Annotated in this window: 17 protein-coding genes; 6 read left to right on the forward strand and 11 right to left on the reverse strand. The window is 32.1% G+C overall.

The genetic code is table 11. The features are described from left to right. The 3 genes from dnaA to ACYX4H_RS00015 are packed head-to-tail and all read left to right on the forward strand — an operon-like array spanning position 1 to position 2,611. A complete protein-coding gene (gene dnaA / locus ACYX4H_RS00005; protein WP_475296748.1) occupies positions 1 to 1,428 on the forward strand; it encodes a chromosomal replication initiator protein DnaA in 1,428 nt (475 codons plus the stop codon). 12 nt (positions 1,429 to 1,440) lie between these two features. Next, positions 1,441 to 1,893 carry a low molecular weight protein-tyrosine-phosphatase gene (locus tag ACYX4H_RS00010; RefSeq protein ID WP_476237187.1) on the forward strand — a complete coding sequence of 151 codons (453 nt, stop codon included), beginning with the start codon at positions 1,441 to 1,443 and terminating at the stop codon, positions 1,891 to 1,893. Between the two features lie 4 nt (positions 1,894 to 1,897). After that, a complete protein-coding gene (locus ACYX4H_RS00015; protein WP_476237188.1) occupies positions 1,898 to 2,611 on the forward strand; it encodes an SAM-dependent methyltransferase in 714 nt (237 codons plus the stop codon). A gap of 33 nt (positions 2,612 to 2,644) precedes the next feature. Here ACYX4H_RS00015 and ACYX4H_RS00020 read toward each other — a convergent pair whose 3' ends face one another. The 5 genes from ACYX4H_RS00020 to dapF all read right to left on the reverse strand — a co-directional run bounded on the left by ACYX4H_RS00020 (position 2,645) and on the right by dapF (position 6,657). Then, positions 2,645 to 3,295: a peptidoglycan-binding protein LysM gene (locus ACYX4H_RS00020; RefSeq protein WP_475296751.1), complete on the reverse strand. Its 651-nt coding sequence runs from the start codon at positions 3,293 to 3,295 to the stop codon at positions 2,645 to 2,647. 111 nt (positions 3,296 to 3,406) lie between these two features. Then, positions 3,407 to 4,321 carry a DUF2279 domain-containing protein gene (locus ACYX4H_RS00025; RefSeq protein WP_476238676.1) on the reverse strand — a complete coding sequence of 305 codons (915 nt, stop codon included), beginning with the start codon at positions 4,319 to 4,321 and terminating at the stop codon, positions 3,407 to 3,409. Then, a complete protein-coding gene (gene mltG, locus ACYX4H_RS00030; protein ID WP_476237189.1) occupies positions 4,318 to 5,361 on the reverse strand; it encodes an endolytic transglycosylase MltG in 1,044 nt (347 codons plus the stop codon). Before mltG ends, ACYX4H_RS00025 begins: the two co-directional genes overlap by 4 nt. Position 5,362: 1 nt before the next feature. Further along, complete coding sequence (locus ACYX4H_RS00035) at positions 5,363 to 5,887, reverse strand: GNAT family N-acetyltransferase (protein WP_476237190.1); 525 nt, start codon at positions 5,885 to 5,887, stop codon at positions 5,363 to 5,365. Beyond that, positions 5,884 to 6,657, reverse strand: a complete 774-nt coding sequence (dapF, locus tag ACYX4H_RS00040; RefSeq protein ID WP_476237191.1) for a diaminopimelate epimerase — start codon at positions 6,655 to 6,657, stop codon at positions 5,884 to 5,886. The genes ACYX4H_RS00035 and dapF overlap by 4 nt, the downstream gene beginning before the upstream one ends. A 218-nt stretch (positions 6,658 to 6,875) precedes the next feature. On the opposite strand from dapF, the gene ACYX4H_RS00045 reads away from it, so the two are divergent. The 3 genes from ACYX4H_RS00045 (at position 6,876) to ACYX4H_RS00055 (ending at position 10,628) form a co-directional block, all read left to right on the forward strand. Continuing rightward, positions 6,876 to 8,279 (forward strand): trypsin-like peptidase domain-containing protein, encoded by a 1,404-nt coding sequence (locus ACYX4H_RS00045; RefSeq protein ID WP_476237192.1) that lies wholly within the window; start codon positions 6,876 to 6,878, stop codon positions 8,277 to 8,279. A gap of 137 nt (positions 8,280 to 8,416) precedes the next feature. Further along, entirely contained in the window at positions 8,417 to 9,865 is a 1,449-nt protein-coding gene (locus ACYX4H_RS00050; protein ID WP_476237193.1) for a glyceraldehyde-3-phosphate dehydrogenase, read from the forward strand. Positions 9,866 to 10,004: 139 nt separating this feature from the next. Continuing rightward, positions 10,005 to 10,628: a tRNA (guanine-N1)-methyltransferase gene (locus ACYX4H_RS00055; protein WP_475296758.1), complete on the forward strand. Its 624-nt coding sequence runs from the start codon at positions 10,005 to 10,007 to the stop codon at positions 10,626 to 10,628. Positions 10,629 to 10,703: 75 nt separating this feature from the next. Here ACYX4H_RS00055 and guaB read toward each other — a convergent pair whose 3' ends face one another. From guaB to ACYX4H_RS00085, 6 genes are all read right to left on the reverse strand, one after another. Next, positions 10,704 to 12,176, reverse strand: a complete 1,473-nt coding sequence (guaB, locus tag ACYX4H_RS00060) for an IMP dehydrogenase (RefSeq protein WP_476237194.1) — start codon at positions 12,174 to 12,176, stop codon at positions 10,704 to 10,706. A gap of 126 nt (positions 12,177 to 12,302) precedes the next feature. Beyond that, positions 12,303 to 14,726 carry a TonB-dependent receptor family protein gene (locus ACYX4H_RS00065; protein WP_476237195.1) on the reverse strand — a complete coding sequence of 808 codons (2,424 nt, stop codon included), beginning with the start codon at positions 14,724 to 14,726 and terminating at the stop codon, positions 12,303 to 12,305. Continuing rightward, complete coding sequence (locus tag ACYX4H_RS00070; protein ID WP_476237196.1) at positions 14,707 to 16,074, reverse strand: HTTM domain-containing protein; 1,368 nt, start codon at positions 16,072 to 16,074, stop codon at positions 14,707 to 14,709. Before ACYX4H_RS00070 ends, ACYX4H_RS00065 begins: the two co-directional genes overlap by 20 nt. Positions 16,075 to 16,091: 17 nt before the next feature. Continuing rightward, entirely contained in the window at positions 16,092 to 17,276 is a 1,185-nt protein-coding gene (locus ACYX4H_RS00075) for an imelysin family protein (protein WP_476237197.1), read from the reverse strand. A gap of 123 nt (positions 17,277 to 17,399) precedes the next feature. Next, complete coding sequence (locus tag ACYX4H_RS00080; RefSeq protein WP_476237198.1) at positions 17,400 to 18,599, reverse strand: DUF4856 domain-containing protein; 1,200 nt, start codon at positions 18,597 to 18,599, stop codon at positions 17,400 to 17,402. A gap of 138 nt (positions 18,600 to 18,737) precedes the next feature. After that, positions 18,738 to 19,601 (reverse strand): hydroxymethylglutaryl-CoA lyase, encoded by an 864-nt coding sequence (locus tag ACYX4H_RS00085; RefSeq protein WP_475296764.1) that lies wholly within the window; start codon positions 19,599 to 19,601, stop codon positions 18,738 to 18,740. Between the last annotated feature and the right edge of the window lie 184 nt (positions 19,602 to 19,785).

A 19,785-nucleotide genomic window follows, 5' to 3' on the forward strand; every position in this document is an offset into this window, starting at 1 on the left:
ATGAGTAACACTGCGAAATCGGTATGGAATAATTGTCTTAATTTCATAAAAGATAACATCCAACCGCAAGCATATAAAACATGGTTTGAGCCCATTGTTGCAGTGAAACTCACTGACAATGCGTTAAGCATTCAGGTACCTAGTAAGTTTTTTTATGAGTGGTTAGAAGAGCACTACGTAAAAATTCTTAAAGTTGCATTAACAAAAGAGTTGGGTAAAAATGCCAAATTGGTTTACATTATTAAAATGGAAAACACTTACGGCAACAAGCAACCCTTTACAGAAAAAATACCTAGCTCAAATAGGTCTGCAGTAAAATCACAAGATGTTGATATTCCTTTAAACAATAAAAGTCCAGAATTACGCAATCCTTTTGTTATACCTGGTATTAGAAACGTTAAAGTAGAATCTCAACTAAACCCAAATTACAGTTTTGATAACTTTTTAGAAGGAGACTCTAACCGTTTGGCACGTAGTGCAGGTTTAGCTGTAGCAAACAAACCAGGAGGCACATCTTTTAATCCGTTATTAATTTTTGGTGGTGTTGGTTTAGGTAAAACACATTTAGCACATGCTATTGGTGTTGATATTAAAGACAAATACCCAGAAAAAACAGTTTTATATATTTCTGCCGAAAAGTTTACACAACAATATATAGACGCCATAAAGAAAAATAATAGAAATGATTTTATTCATTTTTATCAAATAATTGATGTTCTTATTATTGATGATGTACAATTTTTATCAGGAAAAACAGGAACGCAAGATGTTTTCTTCCACATATTTAACCACCTGCACCAAAACGGCAAACAAGTTGTTTTAACCAGTGATAAAGCACCGGTTGATATGCAAGATATTGAACAACGTTTATTATCTCGTTTTAAATGGGGGCTTTCGGCTGAATTGCAAACACCAGATTTTGAAACGCGCGTATCAATTTTAAAAAATAAATTGTATCGTGATGGTGTTGAAATGCCTGAAGATATTATTGATTATGTTGCTAAAAACATAAAATCGAATGTTAGAGAACTTGAAGGCGCTATTATTTCGCTTATTGCACAATCTTCTTTTAATAAAAAAGAAATAACTATAGATTTAGCTAGAGTTATTGTTGAGAAGTTTGTTAAAAATACCAAACGTGAAGTATCAATAGACTACATACAAAAGGTAGTCTCTGATTATTTTCAAATGGATATTGACACCTTACAATCTAAAACTAGAAAACGTCATATTGTTCAGGCCCGTCAATTAGCTATGTTTTTTGCAAAAAAATTCACAAAAGCATCATTAGCTAGTATTGGTTCTCAAATTGGAAAACGTGACCACGCTACCGTTTTACATGCTTGCAAAACAGTAGACAACCTTACTTCAACAGATAAACAATTTAGAAAATACGTTGACGATATTACCAAAAAGCTTTCAGTTTAATATTTTTTTACAATGACAAAAATACTAATGGTGTGCTTAGGTAATATTTGCCGATCTCCATTAGCAGAAGGTATCTTAAAATCTAAATTACCCAAAGAAAAATTTTTAGTTGATTCTGCAGGAACCGCAAACTATCATGCTAACAAACAACCTGATAGCCGCTCAATTGCCATAGCAAAAACACATGGTTTAAATATTTCAAACCAAAAATCAAGACAATTTACAGTAAACGATTTTGATGCGTTTGATTTTATTTACGTAATGGATAAAACAAATTACCAAAACGTTGTAAACCTTACCAGGAACCATGCAGATAAAAGTAAAGTTGAAATGATACTGAATGTAGTTTATCCTAATAAAAATTTTGAAGTGCCAGACCCTTACTATGGTGGAGCTCAAGGATTTGAAAACGTATACCAAATGCTTGATGAAGCTTGTAATTTAATTGCCAAAAAACTACAATAAAATAATGCGAACCAAAGCAAACCTATATTTAATACCAACAACTTTAGGTGATAATGAGCCGCTAGATGTTTTACCTATTACAGTAAAAAACACCATTGAGCAAATTGATTTTTTTATTGTTGAAAACGAAAAAACAGCTAGACGATTTATAAAAAGAATAGCCCCTAATAAACCCCAACCATCTTTACACCTTTTTGTTTTAAACAAGCATACCGAAATTTCAGAATTACCCGAATTTTTAACACCATGCTTAAATGGTAAGAATGTTGGATTACTATCTGAAGCTGGCTGCCCAGGTGTTGCAGATCCTGGTGCAGAAATTGTTAAAATAGCACATCAAAAAAATATTAAAGTAATTCCGCTAGTTGGTCCTTCATCAATATTACTAGCTTTAATGAGTTCTGGTATGAATGGCCAAAGCTTTGCTTTTAACGGCTACCTTCCTATTGATAAAAGTGAGCGTAAACAAGAATTAAAACGTTTAGAGCGCTTATCATTTGATCAAAATCAATCACAAATTTTTATTGAAACACCTTACCGTAATAACAAAATGCTAGAAGATATTTCAGCTGTTTTATCTGAAAACACAAGTGTTTGCGTAGCGTGCGACATTACTTTACCTTCTGAATTTATAAAAACTTTACCAGCGGGTAACTGGAAAAAAAATATGGTAGATCTTCATAAAAGACCCACCATATTTATTATTCATAAAAGCTAATAATGATTATTTTTTGCTGAAAAGCACAACAACTTACATAGCTTTTGCTTTCTTATTAGGTTTTATAAAAGAAGTATCATAGCCAGAAAAACGCTTCATGTAAGTGTACACTGTTGTACCAAAACCATCAGCAAAATTGTCTAATCCGTAACTTCTTAAATACTTTTTCACACTTCCAGGTCCTGCTAAATGCGCAGCTGCCAAAATACCAGATTCTGTTACCAAAACGCCATTTATGCGTTTACCAACAAAATTTCTGATGTCTCTTCTAAGAATCCATTTGTTTCTTGATGCATTAGCAATAAATGCTTTTTCCTGAAGTTTAGGGTCATTTAAAAACGCCTTGGCATTATAAATACCAATGAGTTTTAAAGTTTCTTCGCCAAATTGATACTTACCTAAATAACCAAACGTGTTAATACACGCATAATCTCCTCTAGATTCTTTAAAAGCCACCGCTTCTTTAAAACCAATAAAGGATTTACCTAGATAAGGCGTAAAAACTTCTTTAGATGCTATAAGATCCTGGTCTTTAACATCATTTAGGCCTACTGTGTAATTTAAGCCTAGTCCTTTTGTAGAATACTTACTCAAGTCTATAGTCTCATTTTCTGTATAAGAAATATATGCTATGACACATATAGTAAGACTGAGGGTAATATAACCTGCTATATTCTTTACCATAGTTCTAAATTTTTTCAGCATATTTTATACAAAAAACATGCCTTGAAATTTGAGCGTGCAAATATACGTAAAATATTAATACGCACAAACCTACTCGATTAAATACGTAATTTAATAGTAGAATGGATGAAATACAGTGCCTTTTTTATTAAATTCTAAGGCAGGAAAAGGTATTTTTATCACATTCAAAACGCTAAAAATAGAACTTAAAACTGGAGACTTAGTTTTTATGTTTTTCAAATTTACATCAAAACTTAAATAGAATTGACGCATAGGCTTTTTATTTGTTAACAACTGATTGTCAATATCTTTTGAATTACCAAGCATACCATGCGCACCATAACCAACGGCAATATTTAACCATTTTGGTAAATGGCTATGTTTAAAAAATGCATGTAAATTGAAACTTAGCCAATAGGTTTGGCCATTGTAATCTTTTAAAATTTCTTCTAAAAAATTAGCGCCAAGTGTATCTGGGTTTTGTTGTGCGTATGCTGTTTGATGAAAAGAATATTTTAAATTAATGCGTTGTTCTTTCCATAATAATTCTTGACTAACATACAATCCTGTACCGGCAGCATTGGCAAAAACATCGCCCCATGAAAAGCCCCATTCTTTTGAAAAACCATCTAAAACTTCAACAGCCGTTAAAAAAGAAAAGCCTAAAGTTGCACCATAAATTAATTGCTGCTTTTTATTTACACCACTCCAATTTAATAAATTGGCTCCCACTTTTCCCATTTGGTAGGCTGTAAACATATGGCCCGCTTTATCCATTTGTAGCCACTCATTATTATCATTAACGGTGTGAAATTTAGATCTTTCATAATCTGCATACCACAACGCATTTAATCCTAAAAGCGAAGCGGTTGCTAGTGATGCTTCAGAAATAATAACCAAATTACGCCTTGGTTTGTTTAAAGTATCACTGGGTTTAAAAAAATGAGATTTTTCAACTTGCCCAAATACAATATTTACAAATAGAATAAAGGGTAAAACATATTTGTGTTTACGGCGCTTCACTATCTATTTATACCTTGTGAAGACAAATACCTTTGGTAAGCTCTGGCATTTTGATTGTGTTGTGAGAGTGTTTTTGCAAATTTATGGTAGCCTAAACGCTTAGCATCGGCAGCAAAATATAAGTATTTATGCTTTTCATAATTTAAAACCGCATTAATTGCAGATAAATCTGGCATTGTTATAAGCCCGGGCGGTAAGCCTGTGTTTTTATAAGTATTGTAAGGTGAATTAATATCTTTATGAACATTTAATACACGCTTTATAACCGTGTTTTTATATTTTGGTAGCTGATAAGCTGCAAATTTAAGTGTTGGGTCTGCTTGTAGAGGCATACCAATTTTAAGGCGGTTTATGTAAACACCTGCAATTCTGGGTTGCTCTTGTGCTTGTTTAGATTCTTCGTAAACAATAGAAGCCAATGTCATAACTTCATCTTGTGATAACCCTAATGTTTTGGCTTTATTTAAACGGTTTTTATTCCAAAAAGCCTTGTATTCTTTAAGCATTCTTGCTCTAAAATCTTCAGCATTAGTATTCCAAAAAAACTCATAACTGTTTGGTAAATACATACCTAAAGCTGTTTTTTTTGTAAAACTATTTTCTTTATAAAATGTTTTATCTGTAAAAGCTTTAATTAATGAAACACTATCGGCTTCAATTTGTAACGCAATTCTACCGGCTAATTTTTCCAGAGAACTTTGGTTGTTAAAAGACACTTTAACGGGTATATTTTTACTACGTATGGCATTAATAATTTCGTTATTACTCATGTCCTTTTTTATGGCATACTTACCGGGTTTTACGTTATTAATGTACTTTTTTTGTTTTGCTAGTGCATCAAATTTTGTTATATTTTTTAACAAAGGCTCTAATTGTTCTCTAACTTGAGCATAATTATCAGTAGATTTAATATAAATGTAAGCTTCTTCGTTATTAAAAGCAGTATTTGGCACCATCATAGCACTGTAAATAAAATATGCAAAATAACCTGCTATTACCAAGCCTATTAATGCTATGGCCCAAAGAATTTTTTTTATGTACATGTTAATTATTTATTAGCTGAAATAAATATTCGTTTTTATAAGAATTGTTAATAAAATTCCAATCTTTTTTTAAACCCACTTGTTTAAAACCCTGTTTTTCAAAAAGTTTTATGCTAGCTAGGTTATCTTCTGAAATGTTACAATACAATTGATGCAACCTTAAATGTGTAAAACAGTAATTAACCAACAAGCTTAAAGCCTGAGCACCATAACCCTTGCCTCTACTTTTTCCGTTTTCAATTAAAATTCCAACACCTGCTCTACTATTTTTAACATCAAAATCAAAAATATCAATCATTCCCAAAGCTTCATTATTGTAATTTGAAATTACCAAACGTAGCTGCTTAACTTCATAAACATCTTTATGAGCATTTTCTAAATACTGCTTAATTATGTATTTTGAAAAAGGTGTTTGTGTGTTACTTATTTGCCAAATGGCCTCGTTATTTTCTACTTGATGAACAAAAGTTAAGTCTTCAGGCTCTAAAGCGCGCAAATAAATATCTTCGCCTTTTAATGTAATCATACTGCGCCTTTAAATACAAATTTTGCTGGCCCTACAAGCCATACGTTTTTGTAGGCTCCGTTATCTTCAGTAAATGATACATTTAATTTACCACCTTGCACATTCAAATTAACGTTATTGCTAGTTGTTTGGTTTGTTGCATGCATAGCAATGGCTACAGCAGTAACACCGGTACCACATGAAAGGGTTTCATCTTCAACACCGCGTTCATACGTTCTAACTGTAAATGTGTCATTTGTTATTTTTTTTACAAAATTAACATTACTACCAGCTTCATTGTAAGGTGCGCCGTAACGTATTTTTGCACCTTCGGTTTTAATATCAAAATCTTCAATATTATTTTTAAATTGAACATGATGAGGCGAACCTGTATTTAAAAACACGTGGTTTTCATGTTTTTCAATAGCATCAACATCTAACATTTGAAGTTTTACAATATCATTTGTAATTGATGCATGATGCAAACCATCAATAGCTTCAAAAACAGTGTTTTTTGTAATAATACCCAAATCTCTGGCAAAAGCTACTAAACAACGGCCGCCATTACCACACATGGTACTTTCATTTCCATCAGAATTATAGTAAACCATTTTAAAATCATGTTTTTCATGGTTTTCTAATAGAATTAATCCATCAGCACCTATGCCAAAACGTCGGTCACATAAAAAAGCAATGTGTTTGGTATTATTTTTGTCAAACGTTTGTAAACGATTATCAATCATTACAAAATCGTTACCTGTTCCTTGATATTTATAAAATTCTTGTTGCATAATAATGCACAAATATAGGAATATAAAACCATTTTTTTGTTTGTTAAAACTAGTTAAAGTTGAAGTTAAAAACCGTTAAAGAGCAAGTTGTAAATTCAATAAATAATTAATTTTAATTTTGAAATACGTTTACTTAAATATGTAACGTTTTAAGAAGAACTCAAATAAAACAAGTTCAACATAGAAATAATTTAAAATAAACTTAATTCTGAAAAATTATGAAGAAGATTGTATCATTAGTACTTATTTCGGCCTTAGGTGGTGTTTTAACGCTAGGTGGTTACAAATTATTTTTAGAAAAAGATAAAACCGTTGTTGTTGATACTACACAAACAACACCTAATTTTTTCCCTACTAGTAATATAAACACCTTGTATAATACTACTGAGGCACCAGATTTTGTAAGTGCTGCAGAAAACACAGTACATGCTGTTGTACACGTAAAAAACGTATCAATGGGCTCTGGACAAATGACCTTTGAAGATTTATTTTGGGGCCGTAATTCACAACGCCCACAGTTGGGTACAGGTTCTGGTGTAATAATAAATGCCGATGGCTATATAATTACCAATAACCACGTTATTAAAAATTCACAAGAGCTTTCGGTCACCTTAAACAATAATAAAACTTATGAAGCTGAATTAATTGGAGCCGATGAAAAAACAGATATTGCACTTTTAAAAATTGAACCTGATGAAGCTTTACCATTTGTTACTTTTGGAGATTCAGACAACGCTAAAATTGGCGAGTGGGTATTAGCTGTTGGTAATCCTTTTAATTTAACATCTACTGTTACAGCAGGTATTATTAGTGCAAAAGCCAGAGATTTATCGGGCAAAAGTATTCAATCGTTCATTCAAACTGATGCTGCTGTAAATCCAGGAAATTCTGGCGGCGCATTAGTGAATACTAATGGTGAGTTAATAGGTATTAACACAGCCATTACATCGCAAACTGGTTCATACGTAGGCTACTCTTTTGCAGTACCAAGTAATATTGCTAGAAAAGTTGTTGAAGATATTATGGAATACGGTAATGTACAAAATGGTATTTTAGGTATTAGAGGCGGCGCTTTAAATAGTAGATATTCTGATGAACTAGGCATTAATGATACCGAAGGTGTTTATATTGCTGAAGTTGTTGAAGACTCTGGAGCAGATAGAGCTGGTTTAAAAGAAGGAGACATTATTAAGAAAATTAATAACATTAAAATTTCAAAATTCTCAGACTTAACAGGTCAAATAGGCTCTAAAAGACCAAATGATGTAGTTGAAGTAACCTATACCAGAGACGGAAAAATTAAAACCGTTAATGTTACTTTACTAAAAAATCAAACCTATACTATGCCTTTGGTTGGTGAAGTGAAAAACGTTAAACCAACCGATTTAAAAAAGCTAAAAGCTTCAAATGGTGTAAAAATTATTAAACTAAATGAAAAATATAGAGATTACTGGACGCGTAATGGTGTTGAAGCCGGTAGTATAATTACTATGGTAAATGATGTTGAAGTAAACTCTATTGATGATGTGCAAAAAGCATTAAAAAATGCTACAGAATTTGAATCTTTAAAAATTGAGCTTATTAATACTAAAGGCGAAAAAGACCGTTTTAACTTTAGATAATTTCTTTAAATATTCGATTAAAAGTATAGCTTCCTCGTGTAAAATCAAGGGAGCTATTTTTTTTACAAAAAGCGCTACGAAAACGTTTGAAATATGATACTTTTGCAAAAAATTAAACCCAACTAAACATTTTTTGTATGAGTACAAACAAAACTTACGAAAAAGAATTAGCCTTTCAAGCAGACCGCAGAAGAGCTACCGTAGAATTCATTAAAGTTGTAAGCGATTTGTGGTATGACAAATCTATTGAACTAGTGCTTTTTAGAAATCAATTAATAGACCGCAACGTAAGTCAAATACTAAACTTACATGACTATGCCGGCAAATTTGTGCAAAAACACATTTCTATTTTTGATTCTGTTGAAATTGCTCGTGCAATAAAAACATTAAACGTGCCGCCCGCAAAATTAGATATTGGCAAACTTACCTATGAGTTTCATTTAGACGATAATAAACACGAAAACGCCACCTCATTTGTAGCCAATAAACTTAAAAACGCCGATAACAGTAAAAACATTACACCAAAAGATGTTGTGCTTTATGGCTTTGGAAGAATTGGCCGTTTAGTAGCCAGAGAACTAATGGTTAGAACCGGTAAAGGTAGCCAATTACGTTTAAGAGCCATAGTTACCAGAGGCGAAACCAATGCGCAGGTTTTAGAAAAAAGAGCATCGCTTTTACGTAATGATTCTGTTCATGGTGATTTCCCCGGCACTGTTGCTGTTGATACTGAAAAAAATGCATTAATAATAAACGGTACTACGGTAAATATTATTTCTGCCAACGCTCCCGAAGAAATTAATTATACCAATTACAATATTAAAAACGCACTAGTTATAGATAACACAGGCGTTTTTAGAGATAAAAAAGCTTTAAGCAAACACCTAAAAGCTAAAGGGGTTGAAAAGGTATTATTAACAGCACCCGGAAAAGAAATACCTAACATTGTTTATGGGGTAAACCATTTAGAACACAGCCCTGATAATGTTGATATTTTTTCGGCAGCATCATGCACAACCAATGCCATTACCCCTATTTTAAAAGTAATTGAAGATTCTTTTGGAATAAAAAGCGGCCATTTAGAAACCATTCACGCTTACACGAATGACCAAAACTTAGTAGATAACATGCACAACAAATACCGCCGTGGTAGAGCTGCTGCATTAAATATGGTTATTACTGAAACAGGCGCTGGTAGTGCTGTTGCCAAAGCGCTGCCTAGTTTAGATGGCAAACTAACATCAAACGCCATACGCGTACCTGTTCCTAATGGTTCTTTAGCTATTTTAAATTTAGAATTAGATAAAAAAACATCACTAAATAGCGTTAATACCATTTTAAAAAAATATGCTTTAGAAGGCGATTTAGTTGAACAAATAAAATACGAACTAAGTGACGAATTAGTATCAAGCGATATTGTAGGCTGTTCTGCTCCTTCAATTTACGATAGTAAAGCCACTATTGTTAGAAAAGATGGAAAAAACATAGTGCTATATGTTTGGTATGATAACGAATATGGCTATAGCCACCAAGTAGTAAGGCTTGCAAAATATATTGCCAAAGTAAGACGTTTTACTTATTATTAATTAATAACATCTCTTTTTTAATTTTATGCGTATATACAAAAGCCTCTTTAATAAAGAGGCTTTTTATTAAAAATGCATTTGTTTCACTTAATTTTATAAATTAGCAACACCAAAACCACACTTAAAAAAACCAATAATAATGAAGTTCATAAAATCACATACTATTTTACTACTTATGCTATTAATTTCTGCCACAAGTTTTTCACAAACTAATGCAGATGACAACCTATCATTAAATAGTGGTACAATAGACAGTCAGTTTGAATTTGTAATTAGAAAATCTGGTAATTTTAAAGGCACTAATGGTCAAGCTTACGAAGCCGTAAAACAAGCATGGTTATATACCTTAAAAGCTCACACCTTAGATTCTTTAAAGACCATAAGAAAAACATTGGTTGATACTGAAGCTGTTGTGAAAAATCAAGCCAAAGAAATTTCAGAATTAAAATCTAAACTAACGAATACAAAAGACAATTTAGATAAAACAAATTTAGAAAAAGATAGCATGGCTTTATTTGGCTTGCAAATGAGTAAAACTGGCTATAATATGCTTATGTGGACTATTATTGCTGCTTTACTTGCACTGTTGCTATTCTTCATATTTAAATTTAAAAACAGCAATGCTATTACCAAACAAGCTAAGAAAAATTTAGCTGAAATTGAAGAAGAGTTTGATGAACACCGTCGTGTTGCTTTAGAACGCGAACAAAAAGTAAGACGCCAGTTGCAAGACGAAATTAATAAACAAAAAGGGGTTCAATAACCTTAATAGAATTAATACATAAAAAAAGCTGCAATTAAAAAATTGCAGCTTTTTTTTTTATAATAAATTCACTAATTATCTTGAATAATTAGGAGACTCTTTAGTAATAGTTACATCATGCGGATGACTTTCATTAATACCACTAGCTGTAATTTTAACAAACTGTCCGTTTTCTTTTAAAGCTTCAATATCTTTAGCACCGCAATATCCCATACCAGCACGTAAACCGCCAATAAACTGGTGAATACTTTCATATAAATCACCTTTGTAAGGTACTCTACCAACAATACCTTCGGGTACTAATTTTTTAATATCATCTTCAACATCTTGAAAGTATCTATCTTTACTACCCTGTTTCATAGCTTCAACAGAACCCATACCACGGTAAGATTTAAACTTTCTACCTTCATAAATAATAGTTTCTCCAGGAGACTCCTTGGTTCCTGCTAAAAGAGATCCTAACATTACAGTATCTGCACCTGCGGCAATAGCCTTTGGTATATCGCCAGTGTAACGTATACCACCATCTGCAATTACAGGTACGCCGGTACCTTTAACAGCAGCAGCAACTTCTAATACAGCAGAAAACTGAGGAAAACCAACACCAGCAATTACTCGTGTTGTACAAATAGAACCTGGACCAATACCAACTTTTACGGCATCGGCACCTGCTTCAACTAAGTATTTTGCAGCAGCAGCGGTTGCTATATTTCCAACAATAACATCAAGTTCAGGGAATTTACTTTTCACCTCTTTAAGTACGCTAACAACACCTTTGGTATGCCCATGCGCTGTATCAATAACAACGGCATCAACACCAGCATTAACAAGTGCTTCGGCACGTTCAACGGCATCAGCAGTTACACCTAAAGCTGCAGCTACACGTAAACGCCCATATTGGTCTTTATTAGCCATTGGTTTTTGGCTAACTTTTGTAATATCTCTAAAGGTAATTAAACCAGATAATTTATAATTATCATCAACTATCAGTAATTTTTCAATTTTATGGGCTTGTAAAATAACTTCGGCCTCGGTTAATGATGTTCCAACAGGAGCAGTTACAAGGTTTTCACCCGTCATAACTTCAACAATTGGTTTTTTATTATCATGAACAAAACGTAAATCGCGGTTTGTTACAATACCTTTAAGTTTTCCATCTTCATCTACAATTGGAATACCACCAATGCTATGCTCTGCCATGGCACGTTTAGCATCACCAACAACAGCGGTAAGCGGTAGCGTAACGGGGTCTATAATCATACCACTTTCGGCACGCTTAACACGCCTTACTTTATTGGCTTGTGCCTCAATGGTCATGTTTTTGTGTAAAACACCAATACCACCTTCTTGCGCCATAGCAATTGCCATTTTACTTTCGGTAACCGTATCCATGGCTGCCGAAATAATAGGTACATTAATAGTAATGTTACGTGTTAATTTTGTTTGAATGTTTACCTCGCGTGGAAGTACTTCAGAAAATGCTGGAACTAGTAGAACATCGTCATAGGTTAAACCTTCTCCTACTATCTTGTTTTGATGTGCGGTCATTGTGCAATTACATTAATAATTGCGTGCAAATATACACCTTTTTTTCTTATTTAATGTTAATACAAACTTAAGAAGTCTTAAGTAATACATATAGTTATTTCTGGCACCATTAAATCAATTGGTTATTTAAAATGTAATTTGAAGCGTTGCATACCAATTTCTTGGTGCCGAAGGAATAATACCTGGCCCAGGATAACCTGTTGCTCTTCTGGTAAAATAACTATTATCTAATAGGTTATTAACACCTGTTTCTAACTTAAAATTATTAGTAAATCTATATGAAAAAGATACATCTAAAATATCATAACTTGGTATTGCACCAATAACATCGGTAGCATTATTAGGGTTGTACGGTGAGTTTGTAACATCTGTAAACTGTTCTGAAATAGCAGTGTATTGTAATGCCATTACCGCATTTTTAAATCCAAAATTAACACCTGCTTTTAAATTTATAGCTGGTATAAATTCTACTTCATTGCCTTCTATACCACTTTCTTCAGATTTTGTGTATTCTGAAGTTGTTAAAGCTAAATTACTAAAGGCATTAAATGAAATATTGTTGTTGTTTTTAAAAAATGTTTCTTTAATATTCCATTGTATTAAAGACTCTAAACCATAAATAAAAGCTGTACCAATATTTTTTCGTACCCATTGCGCTCTGTTATTTAAAACTTGTCCAATTCTATTATCATACAATAGTGAAAACGCATTTACATCATAAGACAGTGCTTTATTAAATTTACCGCGTACACCAACATCAAAAGTATAACCTTCTTCATCTGTTATATTAGGATCAATTATAAACGACGGATTTACAGTACGGATATTTGAAAATGTAACTGATCTGTAATTTTGTGAAATATTACTGTATAGCTCAAAATATGGTTTTGGTTTGTAACTTACACCAATGCCTAACAATACAAAATTTCTAACAAATGTGTTATTGTCTGGTATAAATTCATCTAAATTAACATCATAGTAACTTCCTTTAGATTCGGTGTTAATATGCTCAAACCTAAAACCTGGTGTTACACTTAAATTATTGGTTATATTGAAAATATGCTCTCCAAAAAATGACGCATTAAAATTAGGGTAATCAAAACTATTTTGGTTGGGGTATTGTGCTGCATTAATAAAATTAAAATCGGCATCGGCATTTTTACTTCCTGGTCCTTGTTGTGAGCTATTATTGGCATTGTAAACCTTAGAACCTAATAACAAATAAGCGTCTTTATTTCCTATTTTGTAGTTAGATAAAAACCTAACTTCTGCCCCCCAATTACTAAACTCATCAATTAATAAATCTCTTTGGTATTCATATTCACCAAACTCATTAACCGCATCACCATTAGGATTAAAAATTCTTGGGTTATCTGCACCTGGAACACCTCTAAAACCAACTGCTTTTCTTGCGGCTTCTAAAGCAAAAAGGCTAACTGTAATTTTATTATTTGTGTTAAAATCGTGCTCTAATTTAAGGTTAAATAAATTCCAATTTACATCAAACCAGTTTCTTTTAAAATAACTTTGCTCTGGGTTTTCTAGAAACTGCACATCAGACAAACCACCTGGTTGGTGTGCTAAATAATCGAAATATGTATATTCAAATGCTATACGTGTTTTTTCATTGAATTTATATGCCAAATGTGCAAAAGCATTATGCGATTCATAATCTGAATTTGGCCTGAAACCATCTCCTTTTTTTCCGTTGTAAAACGTGTAATATGAAACCTTATTTAACGTGCCACTCAAAGACGTAAAGTTTGAAAACGAATTAAATGAAGACACCGTATTGCGAGTTGTAAACTCAATAGGATTTAAACTTGGATTCTTAAATTTAAAATTTACCAAGCCACCAAATTGCGTACCATATTGCAATGATGCTGCACCCCTAATTACCTGAATTTGAGATAAAGCCTCGGTTGGTGGTGTATAATAACTTTCGGGGTAGCCTAAAACATCGGCACTAATATCGTAATCGTTTTGTCTGGTGTTAAAATTGGCCGTTCGGTTAGGGTCTAAACCACGCCCACCAATGTTTAGTTGCAATCCGCCATCATTAGCATCATAAATATTTAAACCTACTACTTTTGAAAATATTTGACGTGCATTGTTTGCTGCTTTGTTACCATCAATTAAATCTAAATGTACAACTTCAGATTTTTTTCCAGCGTAAATATGCGTGCCTTCAACGGGTGCTAATGCCGTTACTGTATAATCTTGTTGCTTTTTTGTTCTAATTACAACTTCAGAGAGTGTTTCAGATAATGGTATTAAATACACTTCAAAGGTGTTGCTTAAAGTATTGATAATTACTTCAGCAATTTTATAATCTTCATTTTGAAAAAAGAATTGGGTTTCTCCTTCGGTGTTAATCTTTAATATACCTGTGTTATTTGTTACACCTAATAATTTACTTTTTGCTGATATAATTTTTACATTTGAAACCGGCAGTAAAGACGTTTCATTGTAAACTTTAAATGTAATTTCTTGTGCAAATGTTAAGCTTGTAAACAAGAAAAAAAACAGACTAAAAACCTTTAATTTCATCTTTAAATGGTAAAACCCATGTTTTGTGTTTAAACCCTTTTTTTTCGTTATACAAATCTACAGTAGGGTTTATAAACTGCTGATTTAATCTGCCATTAAGCGCTACATAACTTTCGGCAAAAATTTGAATATTTTCATGTCCTTGGTTTTTAAAATGATCTCCTAATTTATGAGCATATTCTAAAATAAAATCTGGCTGAAAACTCATTTGCTTTATTTGAAAGCTGGTTAAAAAATCGGTATTATCTACATAAAAATATTTACCAGTAGCCGCATTTTTTACAATAAGTTGTGTTTCGCCAACCTTTTCCATAAGCATAACACGCCATGAAAATCTGTAACCTTGTTCATGCCAAAATAATTCTTCTGGATACAACAAATTTCTAAACGGCAAAAGTAGTTGTATTACAAAAAATATAGAAATAATACACCGTTTAATATTTTGATTTTTAACTGCATATTTTTCTTCAACATTACATATTTCAAAACGGTTTAACTTAAAAATGTGTTTTATAATGCTTATAAATGTATTGTGAACTGAAGCGTTAAAAAACACCAATGTAGCCACTATCATGATGTAAGGAAACATACCAATGTTGAACAAAATTCTTGTAAACACATGAAAAACAACCACCAAAACAAAAGCAAATGGCCTTGTTTTTTTGTAGAGTAATAAAAACGGAATTGTTAAATCATATAAAGCACCACTCCAACTCATGGCGTAATGAAACCATGTTTCTTTCATTAATGGCCCTATTAACCATAAATCGGTTTTTGATGATAACCATATTTTTAACGGTTGTGCTTTAAGCAACCAATCTGAATTTAATTTTGCCAAACCTGCATAAAAATATACAATACCTAAAAGTAATTTTATACTGTCTACGGTGTATGCTGGCACATATTTGTAGTTTATTTTTCTTTTAAAACTATCTATTGAAAATGTAGCGTTTAATGGTAAAAAATAAAGTAAAAAACTTAAAATACTTATAAAGTAATAATGGTTTAAATAGGTTGTTTTATCAATTAATTCAATGTAGGTGAACGATAAAAAGAAAAGCAACATTGAAATTCTATACCAAAATCCTAAAATGATACCAACGCAAGCGGTTATGGCTATACCAAATAAAATATATGTGTATTTGCCCCAAGTTTTAACCCATTCAAAACCATAATATTTAAAATGAAATTTTGGAGTTATATAAAAATCTTCAACCCAACCCATGCTTATAAATCTTACTAAACTTAGTAACATAAGCACACCAAATAAAACACGAAAAGAAGCTAATATGCTAGCTTCTTTTCTATTATTTTTTAAATATGACTTGATGACTAAACCGTTTGCCATTTTGTATTTATAGTTTATTAATCACCATCACTATCAACAAAATCTACCGTTACATCCATGGCATTTAAAGCACTTGTTTTTAAAACTGTAACGTACAGTTGAATAACGTTAAAGGTTTCTAAAAGTTGGTTGTTGTTAGTTTCAACTTGTATGGTAAAATCACTATTTAAACTGGCTACAACTTGATCTATTGCGGCAAAGCGTTCTTCAATAATGGCTGTAATATTTTTTGTTGCTCTTTCATCGGCATCAAAAGCGGTGGCTTGTAAAAAATCTAAATAATCATCAATACTTTGTCCGTTTGTACTGTTAGAAAAAGATGTTCCGTAGTATAAATTTTTCACAGCTTTATAAGCTTCTAAAAATAAAGCTTTTGAGTTTTGTGAACTGTAAAAAGACTCAACAGTTTCTTTATTTGGGCTACCGTTTCTTTTACCAGATGGTGTAGCAATTTTAAGTTCTCTAAAACCTTTTTCAACGTAGTTAACATAATCATTAACCAACTTGTCAAAAGATGCTGTTGCAGATGATCCATTGTTGGCAATTACAGCGTTTGCATTACTGTTCCAGTAGGTTACAACCTCATTTGTTAGGCTTACCATTCTGTTTAACACTTTTTCTAAATACGCAATGTAATTGTCTTTAATAGCGTTAGTTGTGTAATACGAAACTATTTCTGTGTTTGTAGCAGCAAGACCGTTTACCATATAATCTACCGCTGGAAAGCCTTGTTCATTATTTCTTTTCTCTAGTGTAAAATCTATATCGGCAATTGGTAATGTGTTAGCTTCAATATTGCTTACAATAGTGTTATCATCTTCTTGAGAATCATCGGCAGTGGTTATAAAATCTACAGGATATGAATTCATAAACAACCTGTAATTTAACTCTTCGGCTTTACCAAAATTAAACATTGCTATGTGTTGCCATGATTTTTGCGCATTAAATAATGCTGTTTGCAACGCTACTAAATTAGTTTCGTTTGGTGTTGTTGTAAACTGCGTTTGACTAGATTTTAATGTTGCTAATTTGGTATTGAAATCGGTTATTGCTGGTGTAATTATATTGTTTACCCAATTTGTTAATAGCGCTTCTCTGTTGAATGTGTTATTATTGCCTTTATCACCAGAATCATCACTTGAACTACATGAAATAATTACTAAAGTTGCAAAAGCAAAACAAACTAAAAATCCTTTTTTCATTTTCTTTTTTTTTATTGAAAAGCAATTTATTGCTACGAATATACTGCTTATTTGTAAAACCAAAAGAGTGGCTTATTTACATAAGCCACTTTTGTTAATTTATTGTATGTTATAATTTTTAAATTATGCACCTGCTTGGGCTACGGTAAAATTAAACTTTGCTGCAATAGCTGCAGAAATTTCATCTAATTTCGTTTCGGTAATATCCCAGAAGCCATCTCCTTCAATTAAATCGTCAATAAAACCTTGTACTTCTGTTTGTGTAAATAATGGTGTTACACCATCTAGAGACAAGAATTGTAAAGAGTATACAAAACCGTAACCTTCAGATAAATCATGAAAAGCAGTAGGTCTGTCAGTTAATTTAGCTTTACCTTGTTGTAAGTAATAAACGGCTCTAATACCAATTACTTTGGCAAGCTCTTTTCTAATAACCGTTATAGCTTCATCTCTAACATCGTATTTTTTTTGAGCAATGGCTGCTCTACCAATAATAAACGCATCAATAATAGTTTGTGCAGTACCTGTAAAATCACTATCGCCCTCTACTCTGTTAATGTATTTTTGCATTAAAATATCATCATTGGCAGATAACCCGTACACGTATCCATATGCTTCATCAAAATGGTGTTCCATGGTGGTGTAATCTTTACCTTCTGCATTTTCACCAGCATCATTTGCTGTACGGAAGCTATTTGTACCATCAAAATCATCTTCATCTAATCTATTAAAATAATGGTTAGCAGCTTGATCAAACACTAAAGCACCAATTAAAGATTTATAAAATGCTTGATTATACTCTAAACCATCACCATTTACATTTCTATTTCCATCGGCTATTCCAGCATTGCCTTTAGTAGCTACTACCGCATTTGAAACTGGTGTTTGTACTTCAGAAATAAAATTAGCTATATACGCATCAAAATCTGCTTTTAAAGCATCGGCATTGTTTGTAACGCCTACAGAAAATAAACCTAATGAATTGGCTACTTTGTTTCTTATTTTCTTTCCGGTGCCGTTTAATGAAGCATCATCAAACCCTTCGCCGTTTTTAAAATTATTTTCTAATTCAGTAAGTGTTGAAGTTGTAGCGTTTAAATCGCTACCAATGGCAGCCACTTGTTTTAAACGCGTTGTTTGCCCAGAAAAACTTACTGTTGTGTTTCCATCTCTTGTAAAAGTGTATGATGTTGGCACTGTTAAATCTGTAATATCTATACCTGTTGTTTGAGAAATTATGCGTTGTGCACCATCATTATCATCATCTGAACATGATTGAAATAATGCAGCAACTGCTACAAGCGATAAAACTAATTTTTTCATTTCGTCTGTTTATTTAGATTTATTTAAAATAATTTTCGCAAATATAAAACCCATTTTAAAGGATGCAAAATTTATTTAGATTAATTTTAAATTAAAAAACTAAAAGACAATTAATCTGCTGTATTTAAGAAAGATATACTAAAAATAATTTCTAAATATTTTTGAAGCTTCGTTAAAAGCGCTTTCAAAACTCATAGCGTTTAAAGTGTTTTGCTGTTTTGAAGTGAAGTATGACAGTAGTTTTTCAGTTGGCATATTGCCTGTAAGTTCATTTTTTGCCATAGGGCAACCACCAAAACCTTGAATGGCACCATCAAAACGTAAACAACCAGCATTGTATGCTGCATCAATTTTTTCAAACCAAGTATTTGGTGTGGTATGTAAATGTGCACCAAATTCTATTTTGGGGTACTTAGGAATTAAATTAGAAAACAAATACGATATATTTTCTGGGTTTGAACTACCAATGGTATCACTTAATGATAAAATTTCAACACCCATAGTGCTTAAACGTTCGGTCCACTCTCCTACTACATCAACATTCCACGGGTCGCCGTAAGGGTTTCCAAAGCCCATTGAAATATAAACAACTACTTTTTTATTATGCTTGTTAGCTTCTTCTAAAATATCATTTAAAATATCAACAGACTGCGCAATGGTTTTATGTGTATTACGCATTTGAAAATTTTCAGATATTGAAAACGGATACCCTAAATAATTTATTTCAGAATGTTTACAAGCATCTTGGGCCCCACGTAAATTGGCTACAATTGCCAATAATTTACTGCTGGTTTTAGTTAAATCTAACTGCTCTAAAACCTGAGCTGTATCAACCATTTGCGGAATGGCTTTTGGTGAAACAAAACTACCAAAATCTATAGTATCAAAACCAACACGTAATAACGACTGGATATACTGTACTTTTTTTTCTGTTGGAATAAATTGCTTAATACCTTGCATAGCATCACGCGGGCATTCTATAATCTTAATTTTTTCTAACATATACTCGTTTCGTTTCGGTGTAAAAATACTACTAATTTTTATAAGGTTTAAACTTAGAGGTTAATAGATATAACCTTAAAGTTGGTTTATATTTACTAAATTTTAATTTAATTGATAACGTACGTGTAAGCAAAAACTAATTGTCAATTATTTCCTATTTATCGATTAATAATTACGCTTAACG

It is taken from the genome of Seonamhaeicola sp. ABD4_340, from assembly GCF_056312135.1.